At 45.7% G+C, this 26,792-nt stretch carries 23 protein-coding genes; 19 read left to right on the top strand and 4 right to left on the bottom strand.

Features of this window, described 5'->3' with window-relative positions; genetic code table 11:
* Positions 1 to 31 precede the first annotated feature (31 nt).
* A complete protein-coding gene (gene oxyR, locus BCT49_RS23195; RefSeq protein WP_017108572.1) occupies positions 32 to 925 on the top strand; it encodes a DNA-binding transcriptional regulator OxyR in 894 nt (297 codons plus the stop codon).
* A gap of 95 nt (positions 926 to 1,020) precedes the next feature.
* Here the strand turns inward: oxyR and BCT49_RS23200 are convergent, their stop codons facing one another.
* Entirely contained in the window at positions 1,021 to 3,579 is a 2,559-nt protein-coding gene (locus BCT49_RS23200) for a penicillin-binding protein 1A (RefSeq protein WP_198595897.1), read from the bottom strand.
* 151 nt (positions 3,580 to 3,730) lie between these two features.
* Between BCT49_RS23200 and pilM the strand changes: the two genes are divergently transcribed.
* From pilM to BCT49_RS23290, 18 genes are all read left to right on the top strand, one after another.
* A complete protein-coding gene (gene pilM / locus BCT49_RS23205) occupies positions 3,731 to 4,756 on the top strand; it encodes a type IV pilus assembly protein PilM (RefSeq protein WP_102438478.1) in 1,026 nt (341 codons plus the stop codon).
* Positions 4,740 to 5,354, top strand: a complete 615-nt coding sequence (locus BCT49_RS23210; RefSeq protein ID WP_102438480.1) for a PilN domain-containing protein — start codon at positions 4,740 to 4,742, stop codon at positions 5,352 to 5,354. Before pilM ends, BCT49_RS23210 begins: the two co-directional genes overlap by 17 nt.
* Complete coding sequence (locus BCT49_RS23215) at positions 5,347 to 5,958, top strand: type 4a pilus biogenesis protein PilO (protein ID WP_102438482.1); 612 nt, start codon at positions 5,347 to 5,349, stop codon at positions 5,956 to 5,958. The genes BCT49_RS23210 and BCT49_RS23215 overlap by 8 nt, the downstream gene beginning before the upstream one ends.
* Entirely contained in the window at positions 5,945 to 6,463 is a 519-nt protein-coding gene (locus tag BCT49_RS23220) for a pilus assembly protein PilP (RefSeq protein WP_102438484.1), read from the top strand. Before BCT49_RS23215 ends, BCT49_RS23220 begins: the two co-directional genes overlap by 14 nt.
* 59 nt (positions 6,464 to 6,522) lie before the next feature.
* On the top strand, positions 6,523 to 8,217 hold the full coding sequence (locus BCT49_RS23225; protein ID WP_102438486.1) for a type IV pilus secretin PilQ: 1,695 nt from the start codon (positions 6,523 to 6,525) through the stop codon (positions 8,215 to 8,217).
* Between the two features lie 176 nt (positions 8,218 to 8,393).
* Positions 8,394 to 8,912 carry a shikimate kinase AroK gene (gene aroK / locus BCT49_RS23230; RefSeq protein ID WP_004729664.1) on the top strand — a complete coding sequence of 173 codons (519 nt, stop codon included), beginning with the start codon at positions 8,394 to 8,396 and terminating at the stop codon, positions 8,910 to 8,912.
* 25 nt (positions 8,913 to 8,937) lie between these two features.
* Complete coding sequence (gene aroB, locus BCT49_RS23235) at positions 8,938 to 10,026, top strand: 3-dehydroquinate synthase (protein ID WP_102438487.1); 1,089 nt, start codon at positions 8,938 to 8,940, stop codon at positions 10,024 to 10,026.
* 79 nt (positions 10,027 to 10,105) lie between these two features.
* Positions 10,106 to 11,623 (top strand): SPOR domain-containing protein, encoded by a 1,518-nt coding sequence (locus tag BCT49_RS23240; protein ID WP_102438489.1) that lies wholly within the window; start codon positions 10,106 to 10,108, stop codon positions 11,621 to 11,623.
* A gap of 69 nt (positions 11,624 to 11,692) precedes the next feature.
* Complete coding sequence (locus BCT49_RS23245; RefSeq protein ID WP_102438491.1) at positions 11,693 to 12,541, top strand: Dam family site-specific DNA-(adenine-N6)-methyltransferase; 849 nt, start codon at positions 11,693 to 11,695, stop codon at positions 12,539 to 12,541.
* A 200-nt stretch (positions 12,542 to 12,741) separates the two neighbouring features.
* The gene (gene rpe, locus BCT49_RS23250) at positions 12,742 to 13,416 is read left to right on the top strand and encodes a ribulose-phosphate 3-epimerase (protein WP_029222055.1); all 675 of its coding nucleotides are present in this window, start codon (positions 12,742 to 12,744) and stop codon (positions 13,414 to 13,416) included.
* Between the two features lie 119 nt (positions 13,417 to 13,535).
* Positions 13,536 to 14,222: a phosphoglycolate phosphatase gene (locus BCT49_RS23255; protein WP_102438493.1), complete on the top strand. Its 687-nt coding sequence runs from the start codon at positions 13,536 to 13,538 to the stop codon at positions 14,220 to 14,222.
* A gap of 176 nt (positions 14,223 to 14,398) precedes the next feature.
* Positions 14,399 to 15,415, top strand: coding sequence for a tryptophan--tRNA ligase (gene trpS, locus BCT49_RS23260; protein WP_017103608.1), 1,017 nt, complete (start codon positions 14,399 to 14,401; stop codon positions 15,413 to 15,415).
* A 384-nt stretch (positions 15,416 to 15,799) separates the two neighbouring features.
* Entirely contained in the window at positions 15,800 to 18,394 is a 2,595-nt protein-coding gene (locus BCT49_RS23265) for an ExeM/NucH family extracellular endonuclease (RefSeq protein WP_102438495.1), read from the top strand.
* A 188-nt stretch (positions 18,395 to 18,582) separates the two neighbouring features.
* Positions 18,583 to 19,161, top strand: a complete 579-nt coding sequence (locus BCT49_RS23270) for an aminodeoxychorismate/anthranilate synthase component II (protein ID WP_009848915.1) — start codon at positions 18,583 to 18,585, stop codon at positions 19,159 to 19,161.
* 465 nt (positions 19,162 to 19,626) lie between these two features.
* Positions 19,627 to 20,838 carry an aspartate aminotransferase family protein gene (locus BCT49_RS23275; RefSeq protein WP_012604934.1) on the top strand — a complete coding sequence of 404 codons (1,212 nt, stop codon included), beginning with the start codon at positions 19,627 to 19,629 and terminating at the stop codon, positions 20,836 to 20,838.
* Positions 20,839 to 20,945: 107 nt separating this feature from the next.
* Positions 20,946 to 21,965 carry an arginine N-succinyltransferase gene (astA, locus tag BCT49_RS23280; RefSeq protein ID WP_009848917.1) on the top strand — a complete coding sequence of 340 codons (1,020 nt, stop codon included), beginning with the start codon at positions 20,946 to 20,948 and terminating at the stop codon, positions 21,963 to 21,965.
* Between the two features lie 39 nt (positions 21,966 to 22,004).
* A complete protein-coding gene (astD, locus tag BCT49_RS23285) occupies positions 22,005 to 23,462 on the top strand; it encodes a succinylglutamate-semialdehyde dehydrogenase (RefSeq protein WP_102438497.1) in 1,458 nt (485 codons plus the stop codon).
* Positions 23,463 to 23,735: 273 nt separating this feature from the next.
* A complete protein-coding gene (locus BCT49_RS23290) occupies positions 23,736 to 24,527 on the top strand; it encodes a DUF1338 domain-containing protein (RefSeq protein ID WP_102438499.1) in 792 nt (263 codons plus the stop codon).
* Positions 24,528 to 24,711: 184 nt separating this feature from the next.
* Here the strand turns inward: BCT49_RS23290 and crp are convergent, their stop codons facing one another.
* From crp to BCT49_RS23305, 3 genes are all read right to left on the bottom strand, one after another.
* A complete protein-coding gene (gene crp, locus BCT49_RS23295; protein WP_004729651.1) occupies positions 24,712 to 25,344 on the bottom strand; it encodes a cAMP-activated global transcriptional regulator CRP in 633 nt (210 codons plus the stop codon).
* A 241-nt stretch (positions 25,345 to 25,585) separates the two neighbouring features.
* Positions 25,586 to 26,455: a phosphoribulokinase gene (locus tag BCT49_RS23300; RefSeq protein ID WP_004729650.1), complete on the bottom strand. Its 870-nt coding sequence runs from the start codon at positions 26,453 to 26,455 to the stop codon at positions 25,586 to 25,588.
* A 77-nt stretch (positions 26,456 to 26,532) separates the two neighbouring features.
* A complete protein-coding gene (locus BCT49_RS23305; protein WP_102438501.1) occupies positions 26,533 to 26,745 on the bottom strand; it encodes a YheU family protein in 213 nt (70 codons plus the stop codon).
* Positions 26,746 to 26,792: the final 47 nt, after the last annotated feature.

Genomic DNA, 26,792 nt, shown 5'->3' on the forward strand with positions numbered 1-26,792 from the left:
CTCGATTAAGACTTTAGATAAGAGACTGATCATGAACATTCGTGACTTTGAATATTTGGTGGCGCTCGCAGAGCATAAGCACTTTAGAAAAGCGGCAGAGGCGTGCTTCGTCAGTCAACCTACTTTGAGTGGGCAGATACGCAAACTCGAAGATGAAATCGGTCTTCAGTTAACCGAGCGTAGTCCAAGAAAGGTAATATTTACAGAATCAGGCTTACAACTTGTTGAGCAAGCCAAACGCATTCTCAACGAGGTGAAGACCTTTAAAGATATGGCGAGTGGACACGGTGAAGCGATGACGGGGCCAATGCACATTGGTTTTATCCCGACCGTTGGCCCATACATCTTGCCAAAAATCATTCCTCATCTGAAAGAGAGCTTTCCCGATCTTGAGCTTTACCTGCACGAAGCTCAGACTCATCAATTGGTGAGTCAGTTGGAAGATGGCAAACTCGATTGCTTGGTATTGGCTGCGGTTGATGAAACGGCGGCGTTCAAAGAAATTGATGTTTATGACGAGCCATTAAGTGTTGCTGTACCGTGCGGTCATGAGTGGGCTCAGCAGGACACTGTCGATATGCTGCAATTAAATGGACAAACCGTACTTGCACTAGGTGATGGTCACTGCTTACGAGACCAAGCCTTGGGCTTCTGTTTTGCTGCGGGTGCAAAAGATGATGAACGTTTTAAAGCGACCAGCTTAGAAACGCTACGCAATATGGTCGCGGCAGGGGCGGGTATTACTTTATTACCTCAGCTATCGGTACCAAAAGAAAAGCAGAAAGATGGCGTGTGTTATGTGCCTGCAGTCAATCCAACGCCTTCACGTCGTATTGTTGTTGCTTATAGACCGGGCTCTCCGTTAAAAGGGCGCTTTGAGCAACTGGCTGAGGCTATCCGAACTCAATTAGATAAAGCTGTTTAGCCATTTAATTTAAATCGTAGATAGATCGGATTATAGATATAAAAAAGGGTTGATATGAATGCATATCAACCCTTTTTTGTTGGTTCAGCTGTCGATTAGAACAGCTCTTCTACCGCTTCGCCTGATGACGTTGAGTAGATGTCGTCATTGAAACGTTCAGTGATGTACTCGGTTGGCTCAGTGCCTTTCTCGAAGTACTCGAACATTGATGAGCTATCGAATTTGTTGGTCAGCAAGCCAGTTTCACGGTCGATACGAACTCGGACGATGTTTTCTGGCAGTTCTTTACGCTGTGCAGGGACACCTGCTAACGCCGTTCCCATGAAATCAACCCATGCAGGTTCTGCTGTTTTCGCGCCAGCTTCTGCACCAGTAATCTGGTTCTTACCAAGGTTAGAGTTCGCTTTAGTGCGACCTAGGTTACGGTTGTGGTTATCAAAACCAACCCATACCGTTGCAACCATGCCAGGGCCGTAGCCGCTGTACCAAGTATCTTTCGAATCATTGGTTGTACCGGTTTTGCCGCCAATGTCACGACGCTTCAACGGTTGAGCTCGCCAGCCTGTACCATTCCAACCTGTACCTTGGCTCCAGTCACCGCCACCCCAAATGTTGCTGTACATCATTTCACGAACAAGGAATGCGTTTTGTGCAGAGATAACCTGAGGTGCGTATTGCACCTTAGCGTCAACATCATGTTCAGCAAACTCGTCTGCCATTGGGTCAGTGGTGATTTGCTCTTGGCAATCATCTTTACACACCACTTTTGGCGTTGCTTCAAATTCAGTCTCACCAAATGGTGTATCAATGTGGCTGATGTAGAAAGGTTCAACGTAGTAACCGCCATTAGCGAATACTGAGTAACCTTGCGCTACCTTCATTGGCGTTAAGCTACCCGCACCTAGAGCAATGGTTTCAGAGCGAGGTACTTCGTCAATATCAAAGCCAAAGCGTGTTAGGTAGTTACGTGTGTCATCTAAGCCCACTTCACGCAGTACGCGCACGGCCATTACGTTTTTAGATTGAGCTAAGCCAATACGTAAACGAGTTGGACCCACGTAAGTCGGTGGTGAGTTCTTTGGTCGCCATGCTGTACCTTGGCTCTTATCCCATTGGTTGATAGGCGCATCGTTGATCAGTGATGCCAACGTTAGGCCTTTATCAATCGCCGCTGAGTAGATAAATGGTTTGATACCCGAACCAACCTGACGAATAGATTGCGTCGCGCGGTTGAATTTGTTGTGAACAAAGTTAAAGCCACCCACCATCGACAGTACTGCGCCGTTGTTCGGGTTCATTGCAACAAAAGCTGTGTTCGCATTGGGTACTTGGCTTAGTCGCCATACAACCGGTGTTTCAGTTTCCGTCGTTGCTTCTTCTGTTGGCTCTTCAGAGACTTCGTCACCGGTTACCGCTTCATGGCGAACCCAGATCTGTTCACCAACCGCCAGAATCTCTTTTGCTTGAGATGGGGCAGGGCCTTGGCGATTATCCGTTAGGAATTTACGCGCCCAGTTCATGCCTTGCCATTCGATAGAGCCTTCGCCTTGGTTCTTAACCCAAATCTGTGCACTTTTCGAATCAACGTCCGTCACAACGGCAGGGACAAGGTCACCGTAGGTTGGTTGAGACTTAAGGTGCTTAACGATTTGTTCATGATCCCAAGCTGATTGCTCGGTTTGCCACAATACTTTTTCAGCACCACGGTAGCCGTGACGTTCATCGTAGCCAAGTAGGTTTTTAATCGCGGCTTGGTTAGCGGCTTTTTGCAGTTTTGAATCAACGGTCGTGTAGACCTTCATGCCTGACGTATAAGCAGCTTCGCCGTAGCGTTCCACCATCCAAGCACGTGCCACTTCAGCAACATACGGCGCACTGAGTTCAATCTCAGCACCGTGGTATTTGGATATAAGTACTTCATTACGCGCTTCATCGTACTCTTCTTGAGTGATGTATTGTTCGTCTAACATACGACGTAATACCACGTTACGACGGTTTGTCGCGCGCTCAAGAGAGTAGATAGGGTTCATGGTTGATGGTGCTTTTGGCATACCAGCAAGCGTAGCGATTTCACTCAGAGTCAGTTCAGGGAGGTTTTTACCAAAGTAAACGCGTGCAGCAGCGCCAAAACCATATGAACGGTGGCCTAGGAAGATCTTGTTTACGTACAGCTCCATGATCTCTTCTTTGCTAAGCAATTGTTCAATGTGGATCGCAATGAAGATCTCTTTGATCTTACGCATAATCTTTTTCTCATTAGATAAGAAGAAGTTACGCGCTAGTTGCTGAGTAATAGTACTCGCACCTTGCTTTGCAGATCCTGACATCGCAACCACGATCGCAGCACGAGTAATACCAATTGGGTCAATACCTGGGTGCTCGTAGAAACGACTGTCTTCGGTAGCAATTAATGCTTCAACCAGGTGGCGAGGAATCTCGTCATAAGTCACTGGGTTGCGACGCTTTTCACCAAATTGAGAGATCAATTTTCCGTCTTGACTGAAGACTTGCATCGGGGTTTGGAGTTCTACGTCACGCAAAGTGGCAACATCAGGCAACTCTGGTTTTACGTAATAATAAAACCCGAAAATTGTACTGACTCCAAGAATCATGCAAATCAATGTAAATATGAATAATCGCTTTATGAACTTCACCGGATAATCCCTGATTAGTTAAGGCTGATAAGCAGCAAACCCTTGTACTCTAGGTTAAAAACTTAGCTTTCGTTTATTAACGCTTATTTAACTAATAATCACAACCCCTAGATAATCAACGAAATGCTTGGCACTTCAGGAGCTAGGTCACATGGGTTCATCATTAATTACAGGTATAGATATAAATCATCACAGCATCAAAGCTGTGGTCCTAAAACCCGTTGGGGAGTTGTATGCCTTAGTGGGATACAAAGAGCTGCCGATTTCGGACGACATTTTTACAGCTAACCATACTCTGGAGTATCAGAAAACTGTTAAGAAACTCAAAGAACTTAGGAAAGGTCTGCCTTTTGGCTGTCGCAACGTCGCCATTTCGGTACCTGATAACACGGTGATCAGCAAAGTACTGCAAATAGAGAGTGAATTAGAAGACAGAGAAAAAGAGTTTTCGATCTATCAAACCTTTGCTCACCAATCTCCCTTTCCTGTTGAGGAGCTGAGTTTAGATTTTGTAAAGCTGGAAGACAAACGATTTGGTAAAGGATCGACAAGCAGTTATCAGGTGTACGCCACTCGCAAAGAGGTGGTGGAGAGTCGGGCGGATGCTTTAAATAAAGCCGGTTTTAAACCTGTCGTCGTCGACACCCAAGCACATGGCCTGCTCAATATTTGGCAGCTAGCTTCTCGACTGTACCCAGAAAAAAAGAATTGGCTATTGGTCGATATCGGAATCGATCAAACCTCGCTCGGGGTTATCCCGCAGGATTCGGCACCTTTCTATAAAGACATCGCTTTTGGTACTCAAGATCTTCGCGCTGCTGACAACTCGAGTGATATAGAGGGCGTGTTCGGCACGGCTGAGGATACCCATCGGTTTATTGTTAATTTGATCGAAAAGCTGAAGCGTCAGTTGCAACTCTACTCCTCAGTGAATGCGCTTCAGCCGATATCTGGGATTTGGTTGATGGGCGAGGGAGCCAGTACGCCAATGCTGACGGAAGAGTTACAAAGACATTTTCAGTTAAGTTGTGAATCGCTGAATCCTTTGTCGTTGTTTGAAAATAAGATCGCCAAGAAACGTCGTTTACCCATGGACTGGCAACACTTTGGGATTGCCGCGGGTATGGCGATGAGCGGACTCAAATGGCAAGGAGGAAAGCATGTTGCATCAAATTAACCTGCTGCCTTGGCGCGATGAGATTCGAGCTCAGCATAAGAAGCGTTTTATCCATCTCATAGTACTCGGAGGCATTCTTGCGCTTGCAGGGCAATGGGCCGTTGGTACCTATTTTCATGACCAACAAGACAAGCAGCAAGCTCGTCTTACTTACCTAAAGCAATACATAGCCCAGCTCGACCGACAAATCCAATCACTGAAAGTCGCGGAGCAAGAACATAAAGCGATCCTGACTCGGCTCGACGTCGTGGAATCCTTACAGCTTGGTCGTAACAAGACCACCGACTTTATGAACCTGATGCCAGAGCTGATTCCTGAGGGTGTCTATGTCGACAAGATAAAGATGAATGGTCAAGAGATTGAAATGTCGGGCATCAGCGACAGCACCGCTCGCCTTGCCACTATGTTGGATAATTTAGAGCGATCCGAGTCACTTGAAAGTGTCGAGATGCATTCTATTGTTCATAACCGCAAGCGCTTCAATAAGGAGTTCCAGACCTTCAAGGTCTCTTTTGTGTTCAGCCCTGTTTCTTTAGACAACACAACCGCAGAGAGCACAACCGCGAAGATAAAAGCGAAGGGGACGAACCATGGCTAGTTTTCAAAATATGGTCAGTTTGCAAGACCTTGATGTCGATGAGATTACTGAATGGCCGTTACTGCCTCAATTGGCGGTGGTTCTGTTACTGATGATATTGATTCAGGGCGTTGGCGTTTGGCTTTACATCATGCCAATGGATGATGAACTGCAACAATTGAAGCAGCAAGAGCAGACCTTGAAAGCCACTTTAAGGATAAAAGCCAATAAGGTCGCCGCTCTACCGAAACTTCAGAGCCAGTTGGATGAACTGACTAGTCGCTACGATTATCTGTTAGAGCAATTACCCGTGCAAAAAGAGCTCGCCAGTATGTTGGCTTCCGTCAATGAGCTTGGTTTGGATAATGCGTTGACCTTTACTCGAATTGATTGGGGACAAAAGCAGAACAAAGAGTTTCTTTATCGCTTACCGCTCAATATCGAGCTAACCGGTGATTACCACGAGATTGGTGACTTCTCGGCTGCCATCGCCAAGCTACCGCGCATCATCAGCTTTGATGATGTGAATTGGCAGCGAGTCAGCCAAGAAAGCAGCACATTGCACTTCCGAGTTCGTGCTTATACCTACCAGTTTAAACCGGAGGTAGATGATGAAATCCAATAGAGCGTTGTATTCAACCTTGTTACTGCTCGCGCTGACGGGCTGTAAAGCCAATCAAGATTCGTTAGAAGATTTTGTGGTGCAAGTTGAAGCCAAAGCAAAAAAAGAGGTTGAGCAACTTGTCCCAGCAACGGAATTTACAGCCGCTAACTATCAGCGGAGAGCATTTCGTCCCCCCTTTGAACTTCCCAAAGAAGCCATTGTGCAAAACCAACCTCTGGTTAAGAAAGACTGTTGGCAACCGAGCGCACGCTCTCGCAATGGCAAGCTAGAGAAGTACCCGCTGAGTAAGCTGCGTTTAAGAGGCGTGATGGGTAGTGGCTCAAGTGTGTTTGGTTTAGTGCAAACACCAAGGGGCAACGTGGTGAATGTGAAGAAGGGCCAGTTTATCGGCCTCAACAATGGCCGAGTGACTAAGGTGACGAGCCAGTACGTTCAGATTAATGAAACTCTTCCAGATGGCTTAGGTTGTTGGCATAAGCGCAACGTTAGGCTGGATCTGAAGTAAACCAATACCACACGATGTGGATATGAGATGTAACTATGATTAAAGGAATAAGCGAGATAATGAACAAAGGGCTACAGGGTGCACTGCTGTCTATAATGTTGTTTTTTAGCGTGATGAGTTACGCAGAGACATCACCCAATAATTTGGACAACATCGATTTCAGGGTCAACAAGAACAAAGATGCGGTCATCATTATTGAATTGGCAACCAGCACTGCGGTGGTCGATGTTCAAAGAGTTCAAGAAGGGCTGAGCATTGAACTGCTCAATACTAAGGTTGATGACGACAAGCTCTATTTGTTAGATGTAAAAGACTTTGCCACCTTAGTTGAAGGGGTTGAGGTCTTCAGAGAAACGCCGAGTACCCGACTGTTAGCCACGATCGCCGATGATTACCAATACGAGTACAACCTGAAAGGCCGTTTTATCGAGGTCATCGTGAGTAAGCCGCTGTTTAAAGAGAGCGCCGCTGAGAAGAGTGTGTTGGAGAAAGAGGGCAAACTCATCTCAATTAACTTCCAAGACATTCCTGTTCGTAATGTTCTTCAGCTCATTGCCGACTACAACGATTTCAACCTCGTGGTGTCTGATTCGGTTTCAGGGAATCTCACTTTGCGGTTAGATGGCGTACCTTGGCAGCAAGTTCTCGACATTATCTTGCAAGTTAAAGGCTTGGATAAACGTGTTGATGGTAACGTCATCTTGGTTGCGCCAAAAGCTGAACTTGACCTTCGAGAACAGCAAGCCTTAGAAAAATCTCGTTTGGAAGAAGAGTTGGGCGAGCTTAAATCGGAAATCATCAAGATTAACTTTGCTAAAGCGACCGACATCGCCGATATGATTGGTGGGGAAGGGGCGGTGAGTATGCTGTCTGACCGCGGCTCGATTACCATTGATGAGAGAACCAACTCACTGCTCATTCGTGAATTGGAAGAAAACATTGCGGTGATACGAGGCATCATTGAATCGCTAGACATTCCCGTGAAGCAAGTACAGATAGAAGCGCGTATTGTCACTGTGACCGAGGGTAACCTTGATGAGCTTGGGGTGCGCTGGGGCGTTTCTTCGACCAACGGAAGCTTCAAAGTCGGCGGCTCGATAGAAGGTAACCATCCATCACAAATTGCGCCGTATGACGATAATGGAGGGGGTAGTGCGATTGACGATTACCTCAACGTTAATCTAGGGGCGACATCGCCTAATGCATCAAGCATTGCGTTTCAGGTGGCCAAGCTGGGTTCAGATACCTTGCTTGATCTTGAATTGTCGGCGCTGCAACAAGAATCAAAAGCTGAGATTATTTCTAGCCCACGCTTAATCACCACCAATAAAAAGCCCGCTTACATTGAGCAAGGTACTGAAATCCCTTACTTAGAATCCTCTTCCAGTGGTGCAACTTCGGTCGCATTTAAAAAAGCGGTCTTGAGTCTTAAGGTCACACCGCAGATAACCCCTGATAATCGTCTGGTATTAGATTTGAGTGTCACTCAGGACAGACCGGGGCAGGTTGTGAAAACAGGAACCGGTGAGGCTGTGGCAATCGATACTCAAAGAATTGGAACGCAAGTACTTGTTAATAATGGTGAAACTGTTGTTCTTGGTGGGATATTTCAACACAGTGTTAGCAGCACAGTCGACAAAGTTCCTCTGTTGGGAGACCTGCCAGTTTTGGGGGCATTGTTCCGTCGCAGCTATGAAAATGTGGGTAAAAGTGAACTACTTATTTTTGTTACACCCAAAGTTGTGATTCAGTAATGAACAATTAGATTAAAAATAAAGTTGCATTAGTGGCACCTAACCTTGATAATTTCGGGTCTTATCACGAATTATCTGTGAGGAATCGGTGCCACGGGCCTTTTAATTTCAGTACTTGTACTGACCTACCTTGTGGCGATGTCATTGAATTAACGTTGTAAATTACTGCTAAAAACATGGCTGAGAAACGCAATATTTTTCTTGTTGGCCCAATGGGCGCCGGCAAAAGTACAATTGGTAGACACCTAGCTTCCCAACTTCATATGGAGTTTTTAGACTCTGACACTGTGATCGAAGAGCGCACTGGCGCAGACATCGCATGGGTTTTTGATGTTGAGGGCGAAGATGGTTTCCGTAAGCGCGAAGAATCTGTAATCAACGATCTGACAGAAGAACAAGGTATTGTTCTTGCGACAGGTGGTGGTTCAGTACTGAGCAAAGAAAACCGTAACCGTCTATCTGCACGAGGCATTGTTGTATACCTAGAGACAACAATTGAAAAGCAACTTGCTCGCACTAACCGCGACAAGAAACGCCCTCTACTTCAAACAGACAACCCGCGTGATGTGCTAGAAGATCTAGCTGTATCTCGCAACGCACTATACGACGAAGTGGCGGACTACACAGTTCGTACTGACGACCAAAGTGCAAAAGTGGTAGCCAACCAGATCGTAAAAATGCTAGAAGAACGTTAAGTTCATTTTTTCGGAGAGCAAACCCATGGAACGGATTACGGTCAATCTAGCTGAGCGTAGCTACCCTATCTCTATTGGCGCCGGGTTATTTGAAGACCCGGCGTACCTTTCTTTTTTATCAGGCAAACAGAAAGTTGTTGTTATCAGTAATGTGACAGTAGCGTCTCTTTATGCCGATAAAATTTTATCGCTATTGGATCAAGTAGGCTGTCAAACTTCTCTTTTAGAGTTGCCAGACGGTGAGCAGTACAAAACACTTGAAACGTTCAACTCAGTGATGAGCTACATGCTTGAAGGAAATTACAGCCGCGATGTGGTGGTGATTGCTTTAGGTGGTGGTGTTATCGGTGATTTGGTCGGTTTTGCTGCCTCTTGTTACCAACGCGGTATTGATTTCATTCAGATCCCGACGACACTTCTTTCTCAAGTGGATTCCTCTGTAGGTGGTAAAACCGCAGTGAACCATCCCCTTGGCAAGAATATGATCGGCGCTTTCTATCAACCAAAATCTGTCATCATCGATACAAACTGTTTATCAACGCTCCCTGAGCGTGAGTTTGCAGCGGGTATTGCTGAGGTCATCAAATACGGCATCATCTATGATGAAACCTTCTTTGATTGGTTGGAACTGAATCTAGAGAAACTTTATCAACTTGATGAACAAGCACTGATCACCGCAATTGCTCGTTGTTGTGCAATTAAGGCTGAAGTGGTTGCTATCGATGAAAAAGAGTCAGGAATCAGAGCGTTATTGAACCTAGGTCATACATTTGGTCATGCGATTGAAGCAGAACTAGGCTATGGTAATTGGCTACATGGTGAAGCTGTGTCTTCAGGCACTGTAATGGCAGCCAAAACGGCTCAATTACAGGGACTGATCTCTCAGCAGCAGCTTGAGCGAATTATTTCTATACTCAAGAATGCGAAACTGCCAATCCATACGCCAGAAAGCATGTCTTTTGAAGACTTTATGAAGCACATGATGCGCGATAAAAAAGTGCTGTCTGGTCAGTTGCGTTTGGTATTGCCAACAAGTATTGGTACTGCTGAAGTGGTCGCTGATGTGCCTCAAGACATCATTAAACAAGCGATTGATTTCTGCCGTACTCTTTAAATTTGGTTGTGATGTTGCCTAGTTAACCGCTAGGCAACTGAAGCGTTTTACTGATCGATCTTATCAGTAGGGATCCCCAATGAGTTTGGCTCATGAATTAAGAGTATTAGAGTTAGAATCTCAAGTTGAGCTATTAGAACGCTTGCAGCTTTTGACTAACTTTGGCTCAAACCTAGTCACGGTCGCTGGTAAAACTGGCTCTGGCCGTTCATGGTTAGCTCAGCGTTATCTAGAGGCGTGGTCGACAGAAAAGAATCAGTGTTTACTGCTTTGTCACCCAAGCCAAGATGATCAGCAACACCGAGCTCTTATTCTTAGTCAGATCGTTTCTGATCCACTCTTTAATCAACATGACTCTTTATCAGATAGCCTTGCACGGTTGCTGGATGGAGATTCGTGTCACGTGGTTATCGTTATCGATGATGCCCACCGACTCTCAGAGCTCTTAGTATCCGAACTATGGATGCTGGTACTTGAGGCTCAATCTAATCCTCAATGGACGATCAATATCGTTCTCTTCTCGGAACCTGGCCATTTAGACCCGCTGTTAACACGTCTGAGTTACGGTCAACAACACAAGCCTATCGATCTAGAAATCGATAATCTATCCCAACCCGAAGCTGAACATTTCTTTGAATCACTGGTGATTCGATATGTTGATGATGAGTCTGAAACTCGCGTGCGACGTGCGTTTAATAAAGCGCAACCTTTGCCCGGTGAGTTAATGGCCTTAGGAGAATTGAAAGTGGAAAAAAGGATTATTATTCGCTCAATTATTGGTTCACCTATCAATATCGCGATTGTGATGGCGTTGTTGTTGGTTGTTATCGGCGGCGGTTACTGGTGGATGTTCAGTCAGCCAACCCCTGATGACAAAGCGCAATCTCTCATTGCACCGATTGAACAGACCGTTATCCCGACGGTTGAAGTGGAAAGTGGCACAGAACAAACAGGAATCGATGGTTCGGTTGATTCTGAAGCTGAAACCGACATGAGTTATCAAGGAGCTGACGATGACAGTTCATCTTTACCACCGGTTGTGGTGGAAGGTACAGCCAGTGTTGGCGAGGTGAAACAAGAGCAGCAGCGTGTGGTGATTACTTCTGATGTGGTTGATGCGTTGCTGGATGACAAGCCGAAAAGTGCCGATACCAGTACGATTGATGCTGTCGTTGAAGAAAACACAGGAGCCGCGGTTAGCTCTCAGCCTGATGCGGCGAAAAATGAGTCACAAGTTTCGGTTGATGAAGAAGCTGACCTAACGGAATCAACCCCGCCGACCAAAAAGATCACCTTCTCATTTGCTCGCGAAGAGTTACAAGCTATCTCGCCACGTGCGTATACTTTACAGTTGAGCGCGATGACGTCATTAGAAGATGTTCAGTCTTTTATTGAAGAATATGACGTCGAAGACAAGGTTCGTATTTACCCAACACTTCGTAATGACACCAAGTGGTTTATCATCACTTATCAAGATTACCCAACGATTCAAGTGGCGCGAGACGCGGTAAGTGCATTATCAAAACCACTTCAACAGTTGGAACCTTGGGCAAAATCGATGAATCAAGTGCATCGAGAGATAGAACGTGCGAAATAACCCTGAGCTTAGCCTCAAAATATGTTACATTCCGCAGCCTTATTTTTGAGTTGATAGATAGAGCAGTAAATGAAAAAGCAGCGTGCCTTTCTAAAATGGGCTGGTGGTAAATATGGCCTAGTTGAAGACATCCAACGTCACCTGCCACCTGCTCGAAAATTGGTAGAACCTTTTGTCGGTGCCGGCTCAGTATTTCTGAATACTGATTTTGAACAGTACCTGCTTGCGGATATCAATCCCGATCTTATCAACTTGTACAACCTTCTTAAAACTGACCCTGAAACCTACATTTCTGAAGCGAAGCGCTGGTTCTGTCCTGAGAATAATCGCAAAGAAGTCTTTTTAGATATTCGAGCTGAGTTCAATGGTACCGACAATGTCATGTATCGCTCGCTTGCTTTCTTGTATATGAACCGATTTGGCTTCAATGGCCTGTGTCGATACAACAAGAAAGGTGGTTTTAACGTTCCGTTTGGTTCATACAAAAAACCTTACTTCCCAGAAGCTGAGCTTGAGTTTTTCTCTGAGAAAGCGAAAAAAGCGACGTTTGTTTGTGAAGGCTACAGTGAGACCTTTAGCCGCGCCCGTAAAGGCTGTGTGGTTTATTGTGATCCTCCTTATGCGCCCTTGTCTAGCACCGCTAACTTTACCTCTTATGCGGGTAATGGCTTCAGCTTAGATGACCAAGCGGCCTTAGCTGATGTTGCAGAAAGAGCGGCAATGGAACGAGGCATCCCTGTCTTGATTTCAAACCATGACACCACCTTAACGCGCCGTTTATACCATGGTGCGGAACTGAACGTGGTCAAGGTTAAGCGCACCATTAGCCGTAATGGCGCAGGGCGCAATAAAGTCGATGAGTTACTGGCACTTTTTCATAAAGAGAAAAACCAGCAACACGCTTCAGAAGAATTGTAGCGACCAACATAACCCTCGAACTCATTAAATTGAGTGACCTACGGGTACTTTCATAAACTAATCTTTCGAACTGCTAGGATCTGCTTAGGTGCTTAGGTAGAATTGCACACCAAATAGTCTTGGAATTGAGTCTTGTATTTGTATATGAGATGTCACAAGGCGGTGATATTCGCAATTTACTCACTCTTAAGAGGTTTGGTATGAAAGATTTTCTAATCGCTCCATCGATTTTGTCTGCAGATTTTGCTCGTCTTGGTGAAGACGTAGAGAAAGTACTCGCAGCCGGTGCTGATGTTGTGCACTTCGATGTGATGGACAACCACTACGTACCTAACCTGACTTTTGGCGCACCTATCTGTAAAGCGCTGCGCGACTACGGTATTACTGCTCCTATCGATGTTCACCTAATGGTTAAGCCTGTAGATAGCATCGTGCCTGAGTTTGCTAAAGCTGGCGCATCAATGATTACCTTCCATGTTGAAGCCTCTGAGCACGTTGATCGTACTCTACAGCTAATCAAAGAACACGGCTGTAAAGCGGGTGTCGTACTTAACCCAGCAACGCCACTTTCTTGCCTTGATTACATCCTAGACAAAGTCGATATGATTCTACTGATGTCAGTGAACCCTGGCTTTGGCGGTCAATCTTTCATTCCTCACACACTTGATAAGCTGCGCGCTGTTCGTAAACTTATTGACGAATCTGGCCGTGATATCCGCCTTGAGATTGATGGTGGCGTGAAGGTTGATAACATCCGTGAAATCGCAGAAGCGGGCGCAGATATGTTCGTTGCCGGTTCAGCTATCTTCAATCAACCGGACTACAAAGAAGTGATTGATGAGATGCGTGCAGAGCTTGCAAAAGTTAACGCATAAAAGTAGAACTAAGGTCTGTTGACCTAAAATCAAAAAATTTAGATTAAGGGGCTCATTGGCCCCTTTTTTACGTCTTATAGCTCAACTCATAAGACGACAATTATAAATAGGAAAGTAAGATGTCATTAAGCTCAATAAAACTGATCGCCTTTGATTTGGATGGAACCTTGTTAGATAGCGTGCCTGATTTGGCTGTCGCCGCTGACCAAGCTTGTCAGGAACTGGGTTTTTCTTCAGTAAGCGAAGAACAAGTTCGTGACTATGTGGGTAATGGTGCTGACGTTCTTATCGGACGCTCATTGAGCCGCAACCTTACGGTAGATCCAAGTCTAGAGCCTGAGTTGCTAAAGAAAGCGCGCATCCTGTTTGATGATTTCTATGAGCAGGGCGGCCACAAGTTAAGCCACCTTTACCCATCAGTTAAAGAGACGCTAGCAGAGCTAGACAAAGCGGGCTTCACCATGGCGCTTGTGACCAACAAACCATCGAAATTTGTACCAGACGTTCTGGCGCAGCACGGTATCGATAAGTACTTTGTTGATGTGTTGGGTGGCGACTCTTTCCCAGAGAAAAAGCCGAACCCAGTGGCGCTGAATTGGTTGCTAGAAAAGCACAATGTGAAGGCTGACGAGATGCTAATGGTTGGCGATTCAAGTAACGACATCAAAGCCGCTAAGAATGCAGGCTGTCACTCGTTTGGTCTGACTTACGGTTACAATCATGGCGAACCGATTTCAGTATCAAACCCTGACTATGTCGCAGACAACATTGCGCAATTACTAGATGTCGTTCTAGTTTCAGCATAAAGCGGACAAAAGTTAGCGAACCTACTAGCAAAATACTTGTCAATGAGTAAACTGGATGAGCCGCACAGAAGAGCTGTGCGGCTTTTCTATTTTAAAGTTAAGAAGCTAAGTTTTTCAGATACTACGTTAAGAAACTAAGTTAACGAGCTTAGCGAACAAGCAAAGGAATTAAAACCATGAGCAAGCCCATCGTATTGAGTGGTGTTCAACCATCTGGTGAACTAAGTATCGGTAACTACTTGGGTGCTCTACGTCAATGGCAACAGATGCAAGATGATTACGATTGCCAATACTGTGTTGTAGACCTTCACGCAATTACGGTTCGCCAAGACCCGAAAGCACTGCATGAAGCGACTCTAGACGCATTAGCAATCTGTCTTGCTGTCGGTGTTGATCCAAAGAAGAGCACGCTATTTGTTCAGTCACACGTACCAGAGCATGCTCAACTTGGTTGGCTTCTTAACTGTTACACACAAATGGGTGAACTGAGCCGTATGACTCAGTTTAAAGATAAGTCTGCACGTCACTCAAATGACGTAAACGTAGGCCTATACGATTACCCAGTGTTGATGGCTGCAGACATCCTGCTTTACGGTGCTCACCAAGTGCCAGTAGGTAGCGACCAGAAACAACACCTAGAGCTAGCGCGTGATATCGCAAATCGCTTTAACAACATCTACGGCCCTGAAACACCAATCTTCCAAGTACCAGAACCTTACATTCCAACAGTGAATGCACGAGTGATGAGCCTGCAAGATGCGACTAAGAAGATGTCTAAGTCGGATGATAACCGTAAGAACGTAATTACTCTGCTAGAAGAGCCTAAGTCGATCATCAAGAAGATCAACAAAGCGCAAACGGATGCAGAAACGCCACCACGTATTGCTCACGATTGGGAAAACAAAGCGGGTATTTCTAACCTAATGGGTCTGTACTCTGCGGCGACGGGTAAAACGTTTGAAGAGATCGAAGCTCAATACCAAGGCGTTGAAATGTACGGTCCATTTAAGAAAGATGTCGGTGCAGCGTTGGTTGAGATGCTTGAGCCGATTCAATCTGAATACCACCGTATCCGTGCTGATCGTGCTTACATGGACGCAGTAATGAAAGCGGGTGCTGAAAAAGCGTCTGAGCGTGCTGCTGTGACTCTGAAAAAAGCATACGAAGCGGTAGGTTTTGTTACTCGCCCATAGAGTAAACTAAACAACTCGTTTGAGAATTTGAGCCCAAAGTAGACTTTGTTTACTTTGGGCTTTTTATTGCCCGCTCTATTTACCTTCCCAGTAAATCTCTTGTTTGAATTGATAATTCATACATTGTCTGGCTAACATATTCACCTTGTTGATGCTGTGTTATGGGTCTTATTCATAGCTCTCAAGGTTTATAAAATTTCACTCGTTTCTATATATGTTGGAAATATATAACGTGCCAAACAATTGATGATTCCAAAGTGATAAGTTCCTCATTTTCTTGCCAACTGACTTATTCCTTTCATAAATAAACCTGATAGTTACCACAAAATACATGACTGCCCATAGATGGCAGTAACTATAAATCAATGAACTCAGGTGAAACGGATGGCTCTTTTACACAAACCTTCATTGCTAGCAGTGGCAATTGGTAGCTTGCTAACGGCAAGTGCACACGCTGATTTGTTTATTTCACAATATGTGGAAGGCGGCAGCTATAACAAAGCGGTTGAGATTGCCAATAACGGCGATAGCAGCATGAATTTAGATGGTTATTCACTGGCTAAATCAGCAAACGGCAACGGATCATGGGGCGCCACTTTACCTTTAGATGGCCACGTTTTAGCGCCCGGTGAAGTACTTGTGGTCGCGCATTCTAGTGCGAGTGATGAGATTAAAGCTCAAGCTGACATCATTAATGCTTCTATCGCTAATCATAACGGTGACGACCCACTGGCTATCTTGAATTCAGATGGTTCGGTACATGATGTTGTGGGTTTGATGGGCGATGTGGATTGGGGTAAAGATGTTACTTTGGTTCGTGCAACACAAACACCTTCTGCGACTTTTGATGCTTCGCAATGGGTATCACTACCAAAAGACAGCATTGAAGGGCTAGGTTCACTAGACAGTGTTGAACTACCAGAAGCGTTCACTTGTACACAAGATGGCTCTTACCCAGTATTCACAACCATTCAAGAGATCCAAGGTGAGGGTGCAACATCACCGTTCATTGATGGCTACCCGTACATCACCGACGATGAGTACTTTGTAAAAGGTGTTGTGAGTGCGGTGACAACAGGCATAACCAAAGGCTTCTACCTGCAAGCACTTGAGGATGACTTCAATTCAAGCACTTCTGAAGGCCTATTTATTCACACCAATCAATCGAGCTCAGAACTGGCTGCGGGCGATGTAGTGTGTGTGAAAGGTAAGGTTCAAGAATACTACAGCCATACTCAGCTTAAAGTTGAAAACAACCAATGGCTAAAACAGGGTGAACAACAAGCGCCTGAAGCAACGGCAATTGAAGCGCTAGATAGTGATGAAAACTTCGCTGCAACGCTTGAACGCTATGAAGGCATGTTGGTGAAAACAACACAAGCGCTTGATATGCGTGTCACCCGTACCTTTGGTTATGACTACGCAGGTCGTCGTAACAACATGGTACTGGCGCATGAGCGTATTAACATGCAGCCGAACCAGCTGTTCGCAGCCGGTTCTGAAGAGGCGAAACAACAAACGGAAGATAACGCAGACCGTCGTCTTTTCGTTGAAACCGATCAAAAAGCGGGTGACGGACAGGTTCCTTTCTACCCAGACTTTGGTCGTACTGATATTGACCAAGATGGCTCGACGGAAGACTACATCCGTATCGATGACACCATTGTTGGCCTAGAAGGCGTGCTGACTTACAGCTACGGCGAGTATCGCTTAGTAACAACTAACCAGATCTCGGCTGAAAACTTTGTACGTAATGACCCACGTACCGACAAGCCTGATATGGATGAAGGCGACCTACGTATCGCGACCTTCAATGTCTTGAACTACTTCAATTCTCCGTTTGGTGGCGACGCGAATCAACATGGTAACAACCGTGGCGCGAACACCATGACTGAGTTTGAGATGCAGCAAGAGAAGATTGTGAACGCGATTCTTCGTCTAGACGCTGACATCATTGGTTTGATGGAAATTGAGAACAACGGCTTTGGTGAAGGCTCTGCCATTCAGCAGCTTGTTAACCAACTGAATGACCGCATTGAGCGTAAGAAAGACCGCTATACCTTTGTCGCTGTCGATTCAAATGAAGATGGCGTAACCGACGAGATGGACTCGATTGGTACCGACGTTATTACAACAGGCGTTATCTACCGTAAGAAAGTAGTTAAGCTTAAAGACAGCCGTGTTATCGCGATGCCAAGCCAACAGGCACCAGAAGTGTTAGACGATTCTGGCAAGGTGATTGAAGACGGTAAGAACTACCAGCGTGACTCGTTAGCGCCCACCTTCAAAGTTAAGGGTACTAAAGAGAAACTCACTGTAGCGATCAACCACTTTAAATCGAAAGGTTCTAAGTGTTGGGAAGATGCAGCACCGGTTGAGCAGGGCGGTCAAGGTGGCGTTGATGCCGATAAGCAAGGTTCATGTGAGAACTTCCGTGTTGCTGCGGCGGTTGCACTGGGTGAGGCGCTAGACGGCATCAAAGGCCATAAAGTGATTCTGGGTGATATGAACTCATACGGCATGGAAGATCCAATGCTGGTGCTGACGGATTACTCTGAAGAGAAATACGGCAAGCAAATCAAAGCGGCGCGTAACACTTACATTGACGGCGTTGAGCAGTTTGGTGACAGCGGTGCGGTGATTACTAAGAACTACGGCTACATTAATGCAGTGGCTCAAAAGCACCCAGACAGCTGGAGCTACTCATACAATGACGAAGTGGGCGCACTGGATCATCTGTTGATAAGCGACAGCCTGAAAGACATGGTGGTGGATGCAACTGACTGGCACATTAATGGTGGTGAGTCGACGTTGTTTGACTATAACGAAGAGTTCAAAGGTGACCTACCTAAGTACCAAGATCACTTCCGTTCATCGGATCATGATCCTGCGGTTCTTGAACTGCGAGTAGGTGGTTCATTTGGCTTCGGTGCACTGATGTCATTGTTTGGCTTAGCAATGTGGCGTCGTCGCAAGTAGCGACATCGTTAACCATGCAAGCCTCCTGATTCAGGTAACTGAAAGTTATCTGTAAACAATTAAGGTCAACCTAGGTTGGCCTTAATTATTGGCGAAATGCAGTTTCCACTTGCCTTTCGCCATGGGTATTGCACAATACCGCCCCTATATCTCCCAATCCTTTAGTATTTAGCAAACGATTTCGACCCATGTTACTTATCATCGATAACTACGACTCTTTTACTTATAACTTGTATCAGTATTTCTGTGAGTTAGGGGTCACTGTGAAAGTTGTTCGTAACGATGAGATTGATATTGCGGGTATTGAAGCGCTGAATCCTAGCCATCTTGTTATCTCGCCAGGCCCTTGTACGCCTGATGATGCTGGAATCTCTCTGCAAGTCATTGAACACTTCGTGGGTAAACTGCCTATCTTAGGTGTGTGTCTTGGCCATCAAGCCATTGCTCAAGTCTTTGGTGGTGAAGTGGTGCGAGCCAGACAAGTGATGCACGGTAAAACCTCTCCAATCCGCCATAATGGCAAGAGCGTTTTTCAAGGGCTCAACAACCCTCTAACAGTGACACGTTACCATTCTCTAGTGGTGAAAAATGGCACGCTACCTGACTGCTTTGAACTGACGTCTTGGACGGAATTCGAAGATGGCAGCATGGATGAGATCATGGGTTATCAACACAAAACCTTGCCAATTGATGCGGTGCAATTTCACCCTGAGTCGATTAAAACAGAGCAAGGACACCAGCTTCTCGCTAACTTCCTAGCACGCTGAGTGTTTAAATTTGACTCTTTCTCCATCTAAATAAGCCAGTTAAACCTGTTAGCCCATTCGTTAAGCGTTTAAATTCGGGCGCTACGCGTCTCTTACTCCTCTGACGCCGATCACTTTTTATAACATTTCTCTCTCTTCAGGCTAAGTTTTTAGCCTATGCAAAATTATTCGCCTTATTTCGTCTCGAACCCTATATACCGCAATGCCAGTAAGGCTTTGCTATTACTGGTTATGCGTTTAGGTAAAAAAAGCTTCATAAAACAGATTAATTGATGCATAAATAGTCATAGGTAGTGACGTTTAGCTGGCTGTTAGGGATGGCTAAAGAATAATCTACTATTGAAAACGTTAATTAAATGTAAATATAATGCTGCAGCGGGATTATGGCGAGAGAAAATATCTTTGTCTCACTTATGAACCAGTACGCTTATTTGCGAAGCTTGCGGTATCGAGAAGGAATGTACGATGACAGTGGAAAAAAAAGTAGAACGTAGTCTGTTTAATGAGGTGATGGTGCCTTGTTATAACCCAATGGAAATGATCCCAGTAAAAGGGGAAGGCGCACGCGTTTGGGACCAACAAGGCCGAGAGTATATCGACTTTGCTGGTGGTATCGCTGTGAGCTGTTTGGGTCACTGTCACCCAGCAATGGTTAACGCAGTTACTGAGCAAGCAAACAAGATTTGGCATTTAAGTAATGTAATGACCAATGAACCTGCATTGCGTCTAGCGAAGAAGCTAACAGACGTATGTTTTGCAGAAAAAGTATTCTTTGCAAACTCTGGTGCAGAAGCAAACGAAGCAGCATTGAAGCTAGCTCGTCGTTGGGCAGCAGATGTTCACGGTCCTGAGAAATCTGAAATCATTGCATTCAAACAAGGTTTCCACGGTCGTACTTTCTTTACCGTAACGGTCGGTGGTCAAGAAGCTTACTCTGATGGCTTCGGTCCTAAACCGGGCGATGTAACTCACCTGCCTTACAACGATATTGCAGCACTAGAAGCGCACATCTCAGATCGCACATGTGCAATCATGATGGAACCTCTGCAAGGCGAGGGCGGTATCATATCTCCAACATCTGAGTTCGTGAACACGGTTCGTGAACTGTGTGACAAACACAATGCGCTGCTTATCTTTGATGAAGTGCAAACAGGTAATGGCCGTACGGGTAACTTTTACGCTTACCAAGGCTTAGGTGTGACACCTGATATCCTAAGCACAGCGAAATCACTAGGTGGCGGCTTCCCAATCGGCGCAATGCTAACAACGTCTGAACTTGCGACACACCTAAAAGTGGGTACGCACGGTTCTACTTACGGTGGTAACCCACTGGCGTGTGCCGTTGCTGAAGCAGTTGTTGACGTAGTAAGCCAACCTGAAACTTTGGCTGGCGTGAAAGAACGCGAAGCACTATTCCGTGATGGTTTAGCTAAGATTAACGACAAATACCAAATATTCAGTGAAGTTCGCGGTAAAGGCTTATTGCTAGGCGCTGCGCTTAATGAAGCATGGCAAGGTCGTGCTCGTGATGTATTAGTGGCAGCAGGCGAACAAGGCTTGATGGTACTGGTTGCGGGTGCAAACGTGGTTCGTTTCACACCATCACTGGTTATCACTACACAAGAAATTGAAGAAGGTTTATCAAAACTAGACAAAGCAATCGCTACGCTAGTTTAGCCTGAGCGGCGTCATAGGAATGATCGCCATTAGAGCGATCCCATGACGTACTGCTAAAGGCCCAAGCTTCTGGTTTTGGGCCTGTTTTGCATCTGGAGGGAATATTGATGCTAGTTGTTCGCCCAATAAAATTATCTGATTACGATGCGCTGCATACCTGCGCGGTTGAATCTGGTCACGGATTCACATCTCTTCCGGTTAACGAAGAACTGTTAACTAACCGAATTACTCATTCTGAATACAGTTTTGCTAAACAAGACGTGACTGAACCCGGTGATGAAGGCTACCTAATGGTTGGCTTCGACACTGAAACGGGAGAAGTCGCCGGTACTACAGGCATCGAAGCTTCAATTGGCTGGGATGTTCCGTTTTACTCTTACCACATCAGCAAAGTGGTTCACTCATCGCAAAAGCTTGGCGTGAATAACGTCGTGAAGTTGCTGACTTTCGGCAATAACTACACAGGATGCAGTGAGATCTGCACACTGTTCTTGCGCCCAGCTTTCCGTGGTGGATTGAATGGTCGTTTGATGTCGAAATGTCGCTTCCTGATCATGTCTGAGCACCCAGAGCGTTTCTCGAAAACGATTTTTGCTGAGATGCGTGGTGTATCCGATGCGGAAGGTAACTCACCTTTCTGGCAATGGCTGCAAGAGCACTTCTTCTCAATTGATTTCACGCTTGCCGATTACCTAACTGGTATTGGTAAGAAAGGCTTCATTGCTGACCTAATGCCGAAGCTGCCTATCTACGTGAACCTACTGAGCAAAGAGGCTCAGGCGGTGATTGGAGAGGTACATGATAATACACGCCCAGCACTTAAGTTGCTGGAACGTGAAGGTTTCACTAACCGTGGTTATGTCGACATCTTTGATGCAGGCCCAACGGTTGAGTGTGATTTAAGAAACATTGAATCCGTGCGTCATGCGATTCGAGCGCAGGTTCAAATTGCAGAGCACTCCAGCTCTAAAGACTTCCTAATTGGTAATACCTCGTTTGAGAACTTCCGCGCAGTAGCCGCGAAAGGCGCGTATGACCAAGCAAGCGACACAGTGATTTTATCATCTGAAGTAGCAAGCGCTCTTGAAGTAAAAGAAGGCGAATTCGTTCGCATGTTGGCTCAATAAGAGCGGCGATTATCTGTCGAAGATTTTAAGGATAGAAGTATGACTCAGTGGATAGCAGGACAGTGGGTGGCAGGTCAAGGCGACGCCATGACATCAGTAAGCCCATACAACAATGAAGTGGTGTGGCAAGGCGATAGTGCAACACCAGCGCAGGTTGAATCTGCAGTAGCAGCGGCTCGTGACGCGTTCTTAGTTTGGAAAAAACTGAGCTTTGCCGAGCGTGAAGCGATCGTGTTGAACTTTGCTGAGAAGGTAAAAGAGAACAGCGAAGAGATTGCACAGATTATTGCAAAAGAGACGGGTAAACCGATTTGGGAAACTCGCACTGAAGCGGGTGCAATGGCGGGCAAAATCGCTATCTCAATCCGTGCTTACCACGAACGTACGGGTGAAGCTTCGCGTGAAGCAGCAGGCAACCAAATCGTACTGCGTCATCGTCCATTAGGCGTAATGGCGGTATTTGGCCCTTACAACTTCCCAGGTCACTTACCTAACGGTCATATTGTTCCAGCACTGCTATCGGGTAATACCGTGGTATTTAAGCCGTCAGAGCAGACACCTTGGACAGGTGAATTTGCGATGAAGCTATGGCAAGAAGCTGGCCTTCCTGCTGGCGTGATTAACCTAGTGCAAGGCGCTAAAGAGACAGGCATCGCTTTGGCGGATGCTAAAGGTCTTGATGGCGTGCTATTCACAGGTAGTGCGAATACTGGTCATATCCTTCACCGTCAATTCGCGGGTCAACCGGGTAAGATGCTGGCACTAGAGATGGGCGGTAACAACCCTATGGTGATCAGTGACCAATTTGGTGATGCTGACGCGACGGTTTATACCATTATCCAATCGGCTTTCATCAGTGCAGGCCAACGTTGTACATGTGCTCGTCGCTTGTATGTTCCTGTTGGAGAGAAGGGCGATCAACTGCTTGATAAGCTCGTTACGGCTACCTTGAAGATTCGTGTCGATCAGCCATTCGCTGAGCCAGCACCTTTCATGGGGCCACAGATCTCTGAAGCGGCGGCTAAGTTCATTCTGGACGCGCAAGCTAATCTGCAATCGCTAGGTGGTGTAAGTCTAGTAGAAGCAAAAGCGGGCGAAGCGGCGTTTGTTTCTCCGGGTATTATCGATGCAACCAACATTGCTGAGTTGCCAGATGAAGAGTACTTCGGCCCATTGCTGCAAGTGGTTCGTTACCAATCGCTAGAGCAAGCGGTTGAGCTAGCTAACGACACTCGTTTTGGTTTGTCTGCGGGTCTTGTATCAACAGATGATTCTGAATGGGAATACTTCGTTGACCATATCCGTGCGGGTATTGTTAACCGTAACCGTCAGCTAACAGGCGCAAGTGGTGATGCACCATTTGGTGGCCCGGGTGCTTCAGGCAACCTACGCCCAAGTGCTTACTACGCGGCTGACTACTGTGCTTACCCAATGGCGTCAATGGAAGGTGGTGAAACTCAACTGCCAGCGACATTTAGCCCAGGTATTGAGCTTTAGTTTTAGCGCTTAAGCTATAGATTAATGAATAAAGAGCTTATAAATCAAAAGATTATAAGATCTAGACTCATGAATAACAGATTCATTGGTTAATTGTGTAATAAGGAAGCGGTGTTATCGCTTCCTCTTTTCACCCACGTCCGACACCTCGATTGGGCGGTAGATAATAATAGAACAAGTATGTCACAGGCTGATGGCTGCTGACTCTATGTCCAGCCTCTCCCTTTCTAATCCAAATTACTAGCTTGCTAGAACCTCTGACAAGGAGTCACCATGACGCCCGATCTACTCTTTAAATCATTATGGGACGATTACATTCACAGGCTTTGTCCATCGGCTGAGAAAGTACATCACTTGCTGAAAGAAGACGAAGCTCTGATTAATGATCATATTGCACTACGTACTTTTAATGTTGCACCGCTAGGTATTGAAACATTGGCCAAGCCTTTCCTTGAGCTGGGTTACAAGGCGTGTGGCGATTACTTGTTTGAGAGTAAGAAGCTAGTGGCTAAGCATTACGAGCACCCAGATCCAAATCAACCGAAAGTGTTCATTAGTGAGTTGAAGGTAGAAGAGTGTTCAAGTGACTTGCAACAGATCGTTGCTAAGTTGGTTAAGCAAGTCGACGCAAGCAAGCTTCAAGGTCATGAGTTCTTGTTTGGTGGTCGCCTTTGGGATCTGAGTTTCGCGGATTTCCAAGTGCTGGCAAAAGAGAGTGAATACGCTTCTTGGCTCGCAGCTCATGGTTACGGTGCAAACCACTTCACGGTGAGCGTGAATCAACTTGACGCTTTTGATGAAGTGCAGGCAGTGAATGATTACCTGAGCGAATCAGGCTTCACTATCAATGCATCTGGTGGTGAGGTTAAAGGCTCTCCAGAGGTCTTATTAGAGCAATCATCAACAATGGCAGACAAAGTCCAAGTTTCATTTGTTGAAGGCAATGAGATGATTCCTGGTGGCTTCTATGAGTTCGCTAAGCGTTATGCGATGGCCAATGGTGAGCTTTATACAGGATTCGTTGCAGCATCAGCGGATAAGATCTTCGAAAGCACCAACGGTTAAAAAAAGATACGAGCACGGGCTTTGCCCTAGAGATGCAGTTACGCTTCGCTTCGAGAGTGTTTGCGTTTGGAAGTTGTTAGTGTCCCATTCGCATCTCGCATCTGCTCTCTAGATCTTTAGAAAACAAAAAAGCCACCAAATTTGCATTTGGTGGCTTTCAAATTTTTGGCTCAGTTAATCGAGATTAACGAGTGCCGTATACCACGATAGTCTTACCGTGTGCAGAAATTAGGTTCTGCTCTTCAAGCATCTTCAAGATACGACCTACTGTCTCACGAGAACAACCAACGATCTGGCCAATCTCTTGACGAGTGATCTTGATTTGCATGCCGTCAGGGTGAGTCATTGCATCTGGCTGTTTCGCTAGGTTAAGTAGCGTTTGAGCGATACGACCGGTAACGTCAAGGAACGCTAAGTCACCAACTTTTTGGCTAGTTACTTGTAGACGGTTTGCCATTTGCGCTGAAAGGCGCATCAGGATATCTGGGTTCACTTGGATAAGTTGACGGAATTTCTTGAAAGAAATTTCAGCTACTTCACAAGGAGATTTAGCACGAACCCACGCAGTACGCTCTTGGTCTTCTTCGAAAAGTCCAAGTTCACCGATGAAGTCGCCTTGGTTTAGGTAAGAAAGAATCATTTCCTTACCTTCTTCGTCTTTGATAAGAACAGCCACAGAACCTTTAACGATGTAGTACAAGGTTTCTGCCTTTTCACCAGCATGAATCAAAGTACTTTTTGAAGGGTACTTATGAATATGACAGTGTGAAAGGAACCACTCTAATGTTGGATCGGTTTGAGGTTTACCTAGAACCATAATATCTCACTTCCTCTGCAGGGTATGCTTGCCGCTTTCCGTATTTTAGCTAAGCCTGAATTGACTCAGTTAGGATAAGAGCACTCGTTGAGTGCTGCAAGCTATCTTGTGTTTCGTTTAAGAATAGTATCCTTTTTCAGGTACTATTTCTTGATTTTAATCGTGACCAAGCTACGATTTTTTACGCAAAATTGTGCACATGATCACGGTATGAAAAGTAATCAACCAGAACGTCGTTTTGTTAACCTATTTTTCCGGTTTCGATTAGTTGTTGTAGGATTGGCCTTACAATGAGCTCCATAGCAAAACTCATTTTGCCTCCTGGCACCACAAGCGTGTTATGACGTGACATAAATGAGCCATCAATCATTGCCAAAAGGTAAGGGAAGTCGACGTTTTTGATGCCACGCAAACGTATAACAACGAAGCTTTCGTCTAAACTTGGAATCCCTTTGGCGTTCAGTGGATTCGATGTATCTACGGTTGGGACACGCTGAAAGTTGATATGAGTGCGCGAAAACTGCGGGGTAATGTAGTTAAGGTAATCATCCATTGAGCGAACAATCGAGTCCATCACCGCTTCGCGAGAGTGTCCACGATCACGTGTGTCACGAACGAATTTCTGGATCCACTCCAAGTTTACGATAGGTACCATGCCTATAAGCAGGTCGACGTGTTGCGAGACGTTAATATCGCCATCGACTACGCCACCATGAAGGCCTTCGTAGAACATCACATCCGAATTTTCTGGGATCTCTTGCCATGGCGTAAAGGTGCCGGGCATTTGGTTGTAAGGAACGGCTTCATCGAAGGTATGTAGATAGCTGCGGACTTTGCCCGTGCCTTCATTACCGTATTGACGGAAGAACTCTTCTAATGCGCCAAAATCGTTAGCTTGTGGACCAAAGTAGCTGATGTGCTTACCTTGCTCGCGCGCCTTACGGATCTCGACATCCATCTCTGGTCGAGTGAAGCGATGGAAACTATCCCCTTCAACCCAAGCTGCCTTCACGTCCATCATATTGAACATTTTACGGAAGGCTTCTGAGGTAGTGGTGGTGCCGGCTCCAGATGAACCCGTCACCGCAATAATTGGATGTTTAGCGGACATGACAACCCTTGTCTTTTGAGTAACTTACTTGTTAGCAATCGTTTACCACTATAACACGGCTCCTTTATGAGCGCAGCTTAGAAGCGTTTTGTGACCTGAATATCAACGGTTTCATGCAGCTCAGAAAACACGATGCTGATTTCTTTTGAGGCTAATTGATGTTTCACTTGGTCAATCTTGTTTTGCAGTGAAACCTCTACGTCACCGTAGTCTGTACCTTCACGTAGCACGAATTCTTTAATGAGGTTTTCCAGCGTTTCTGGTGCGATGTCTTGCCATGGGATGATCATAAATACTTCTCTCTTTTATGTTCATGGGTATGTTCATTAATAGTTTA

Source organism: Vibrio lentus, from assembly GCF_002875945.1.
GTDB classification, from domain to species: Bacteria; Pseudomonadota; Gammaproteobacteria; order Enterobacterales; family Vibrionaceae; genus Vibrio; species Vibrio apostichopi.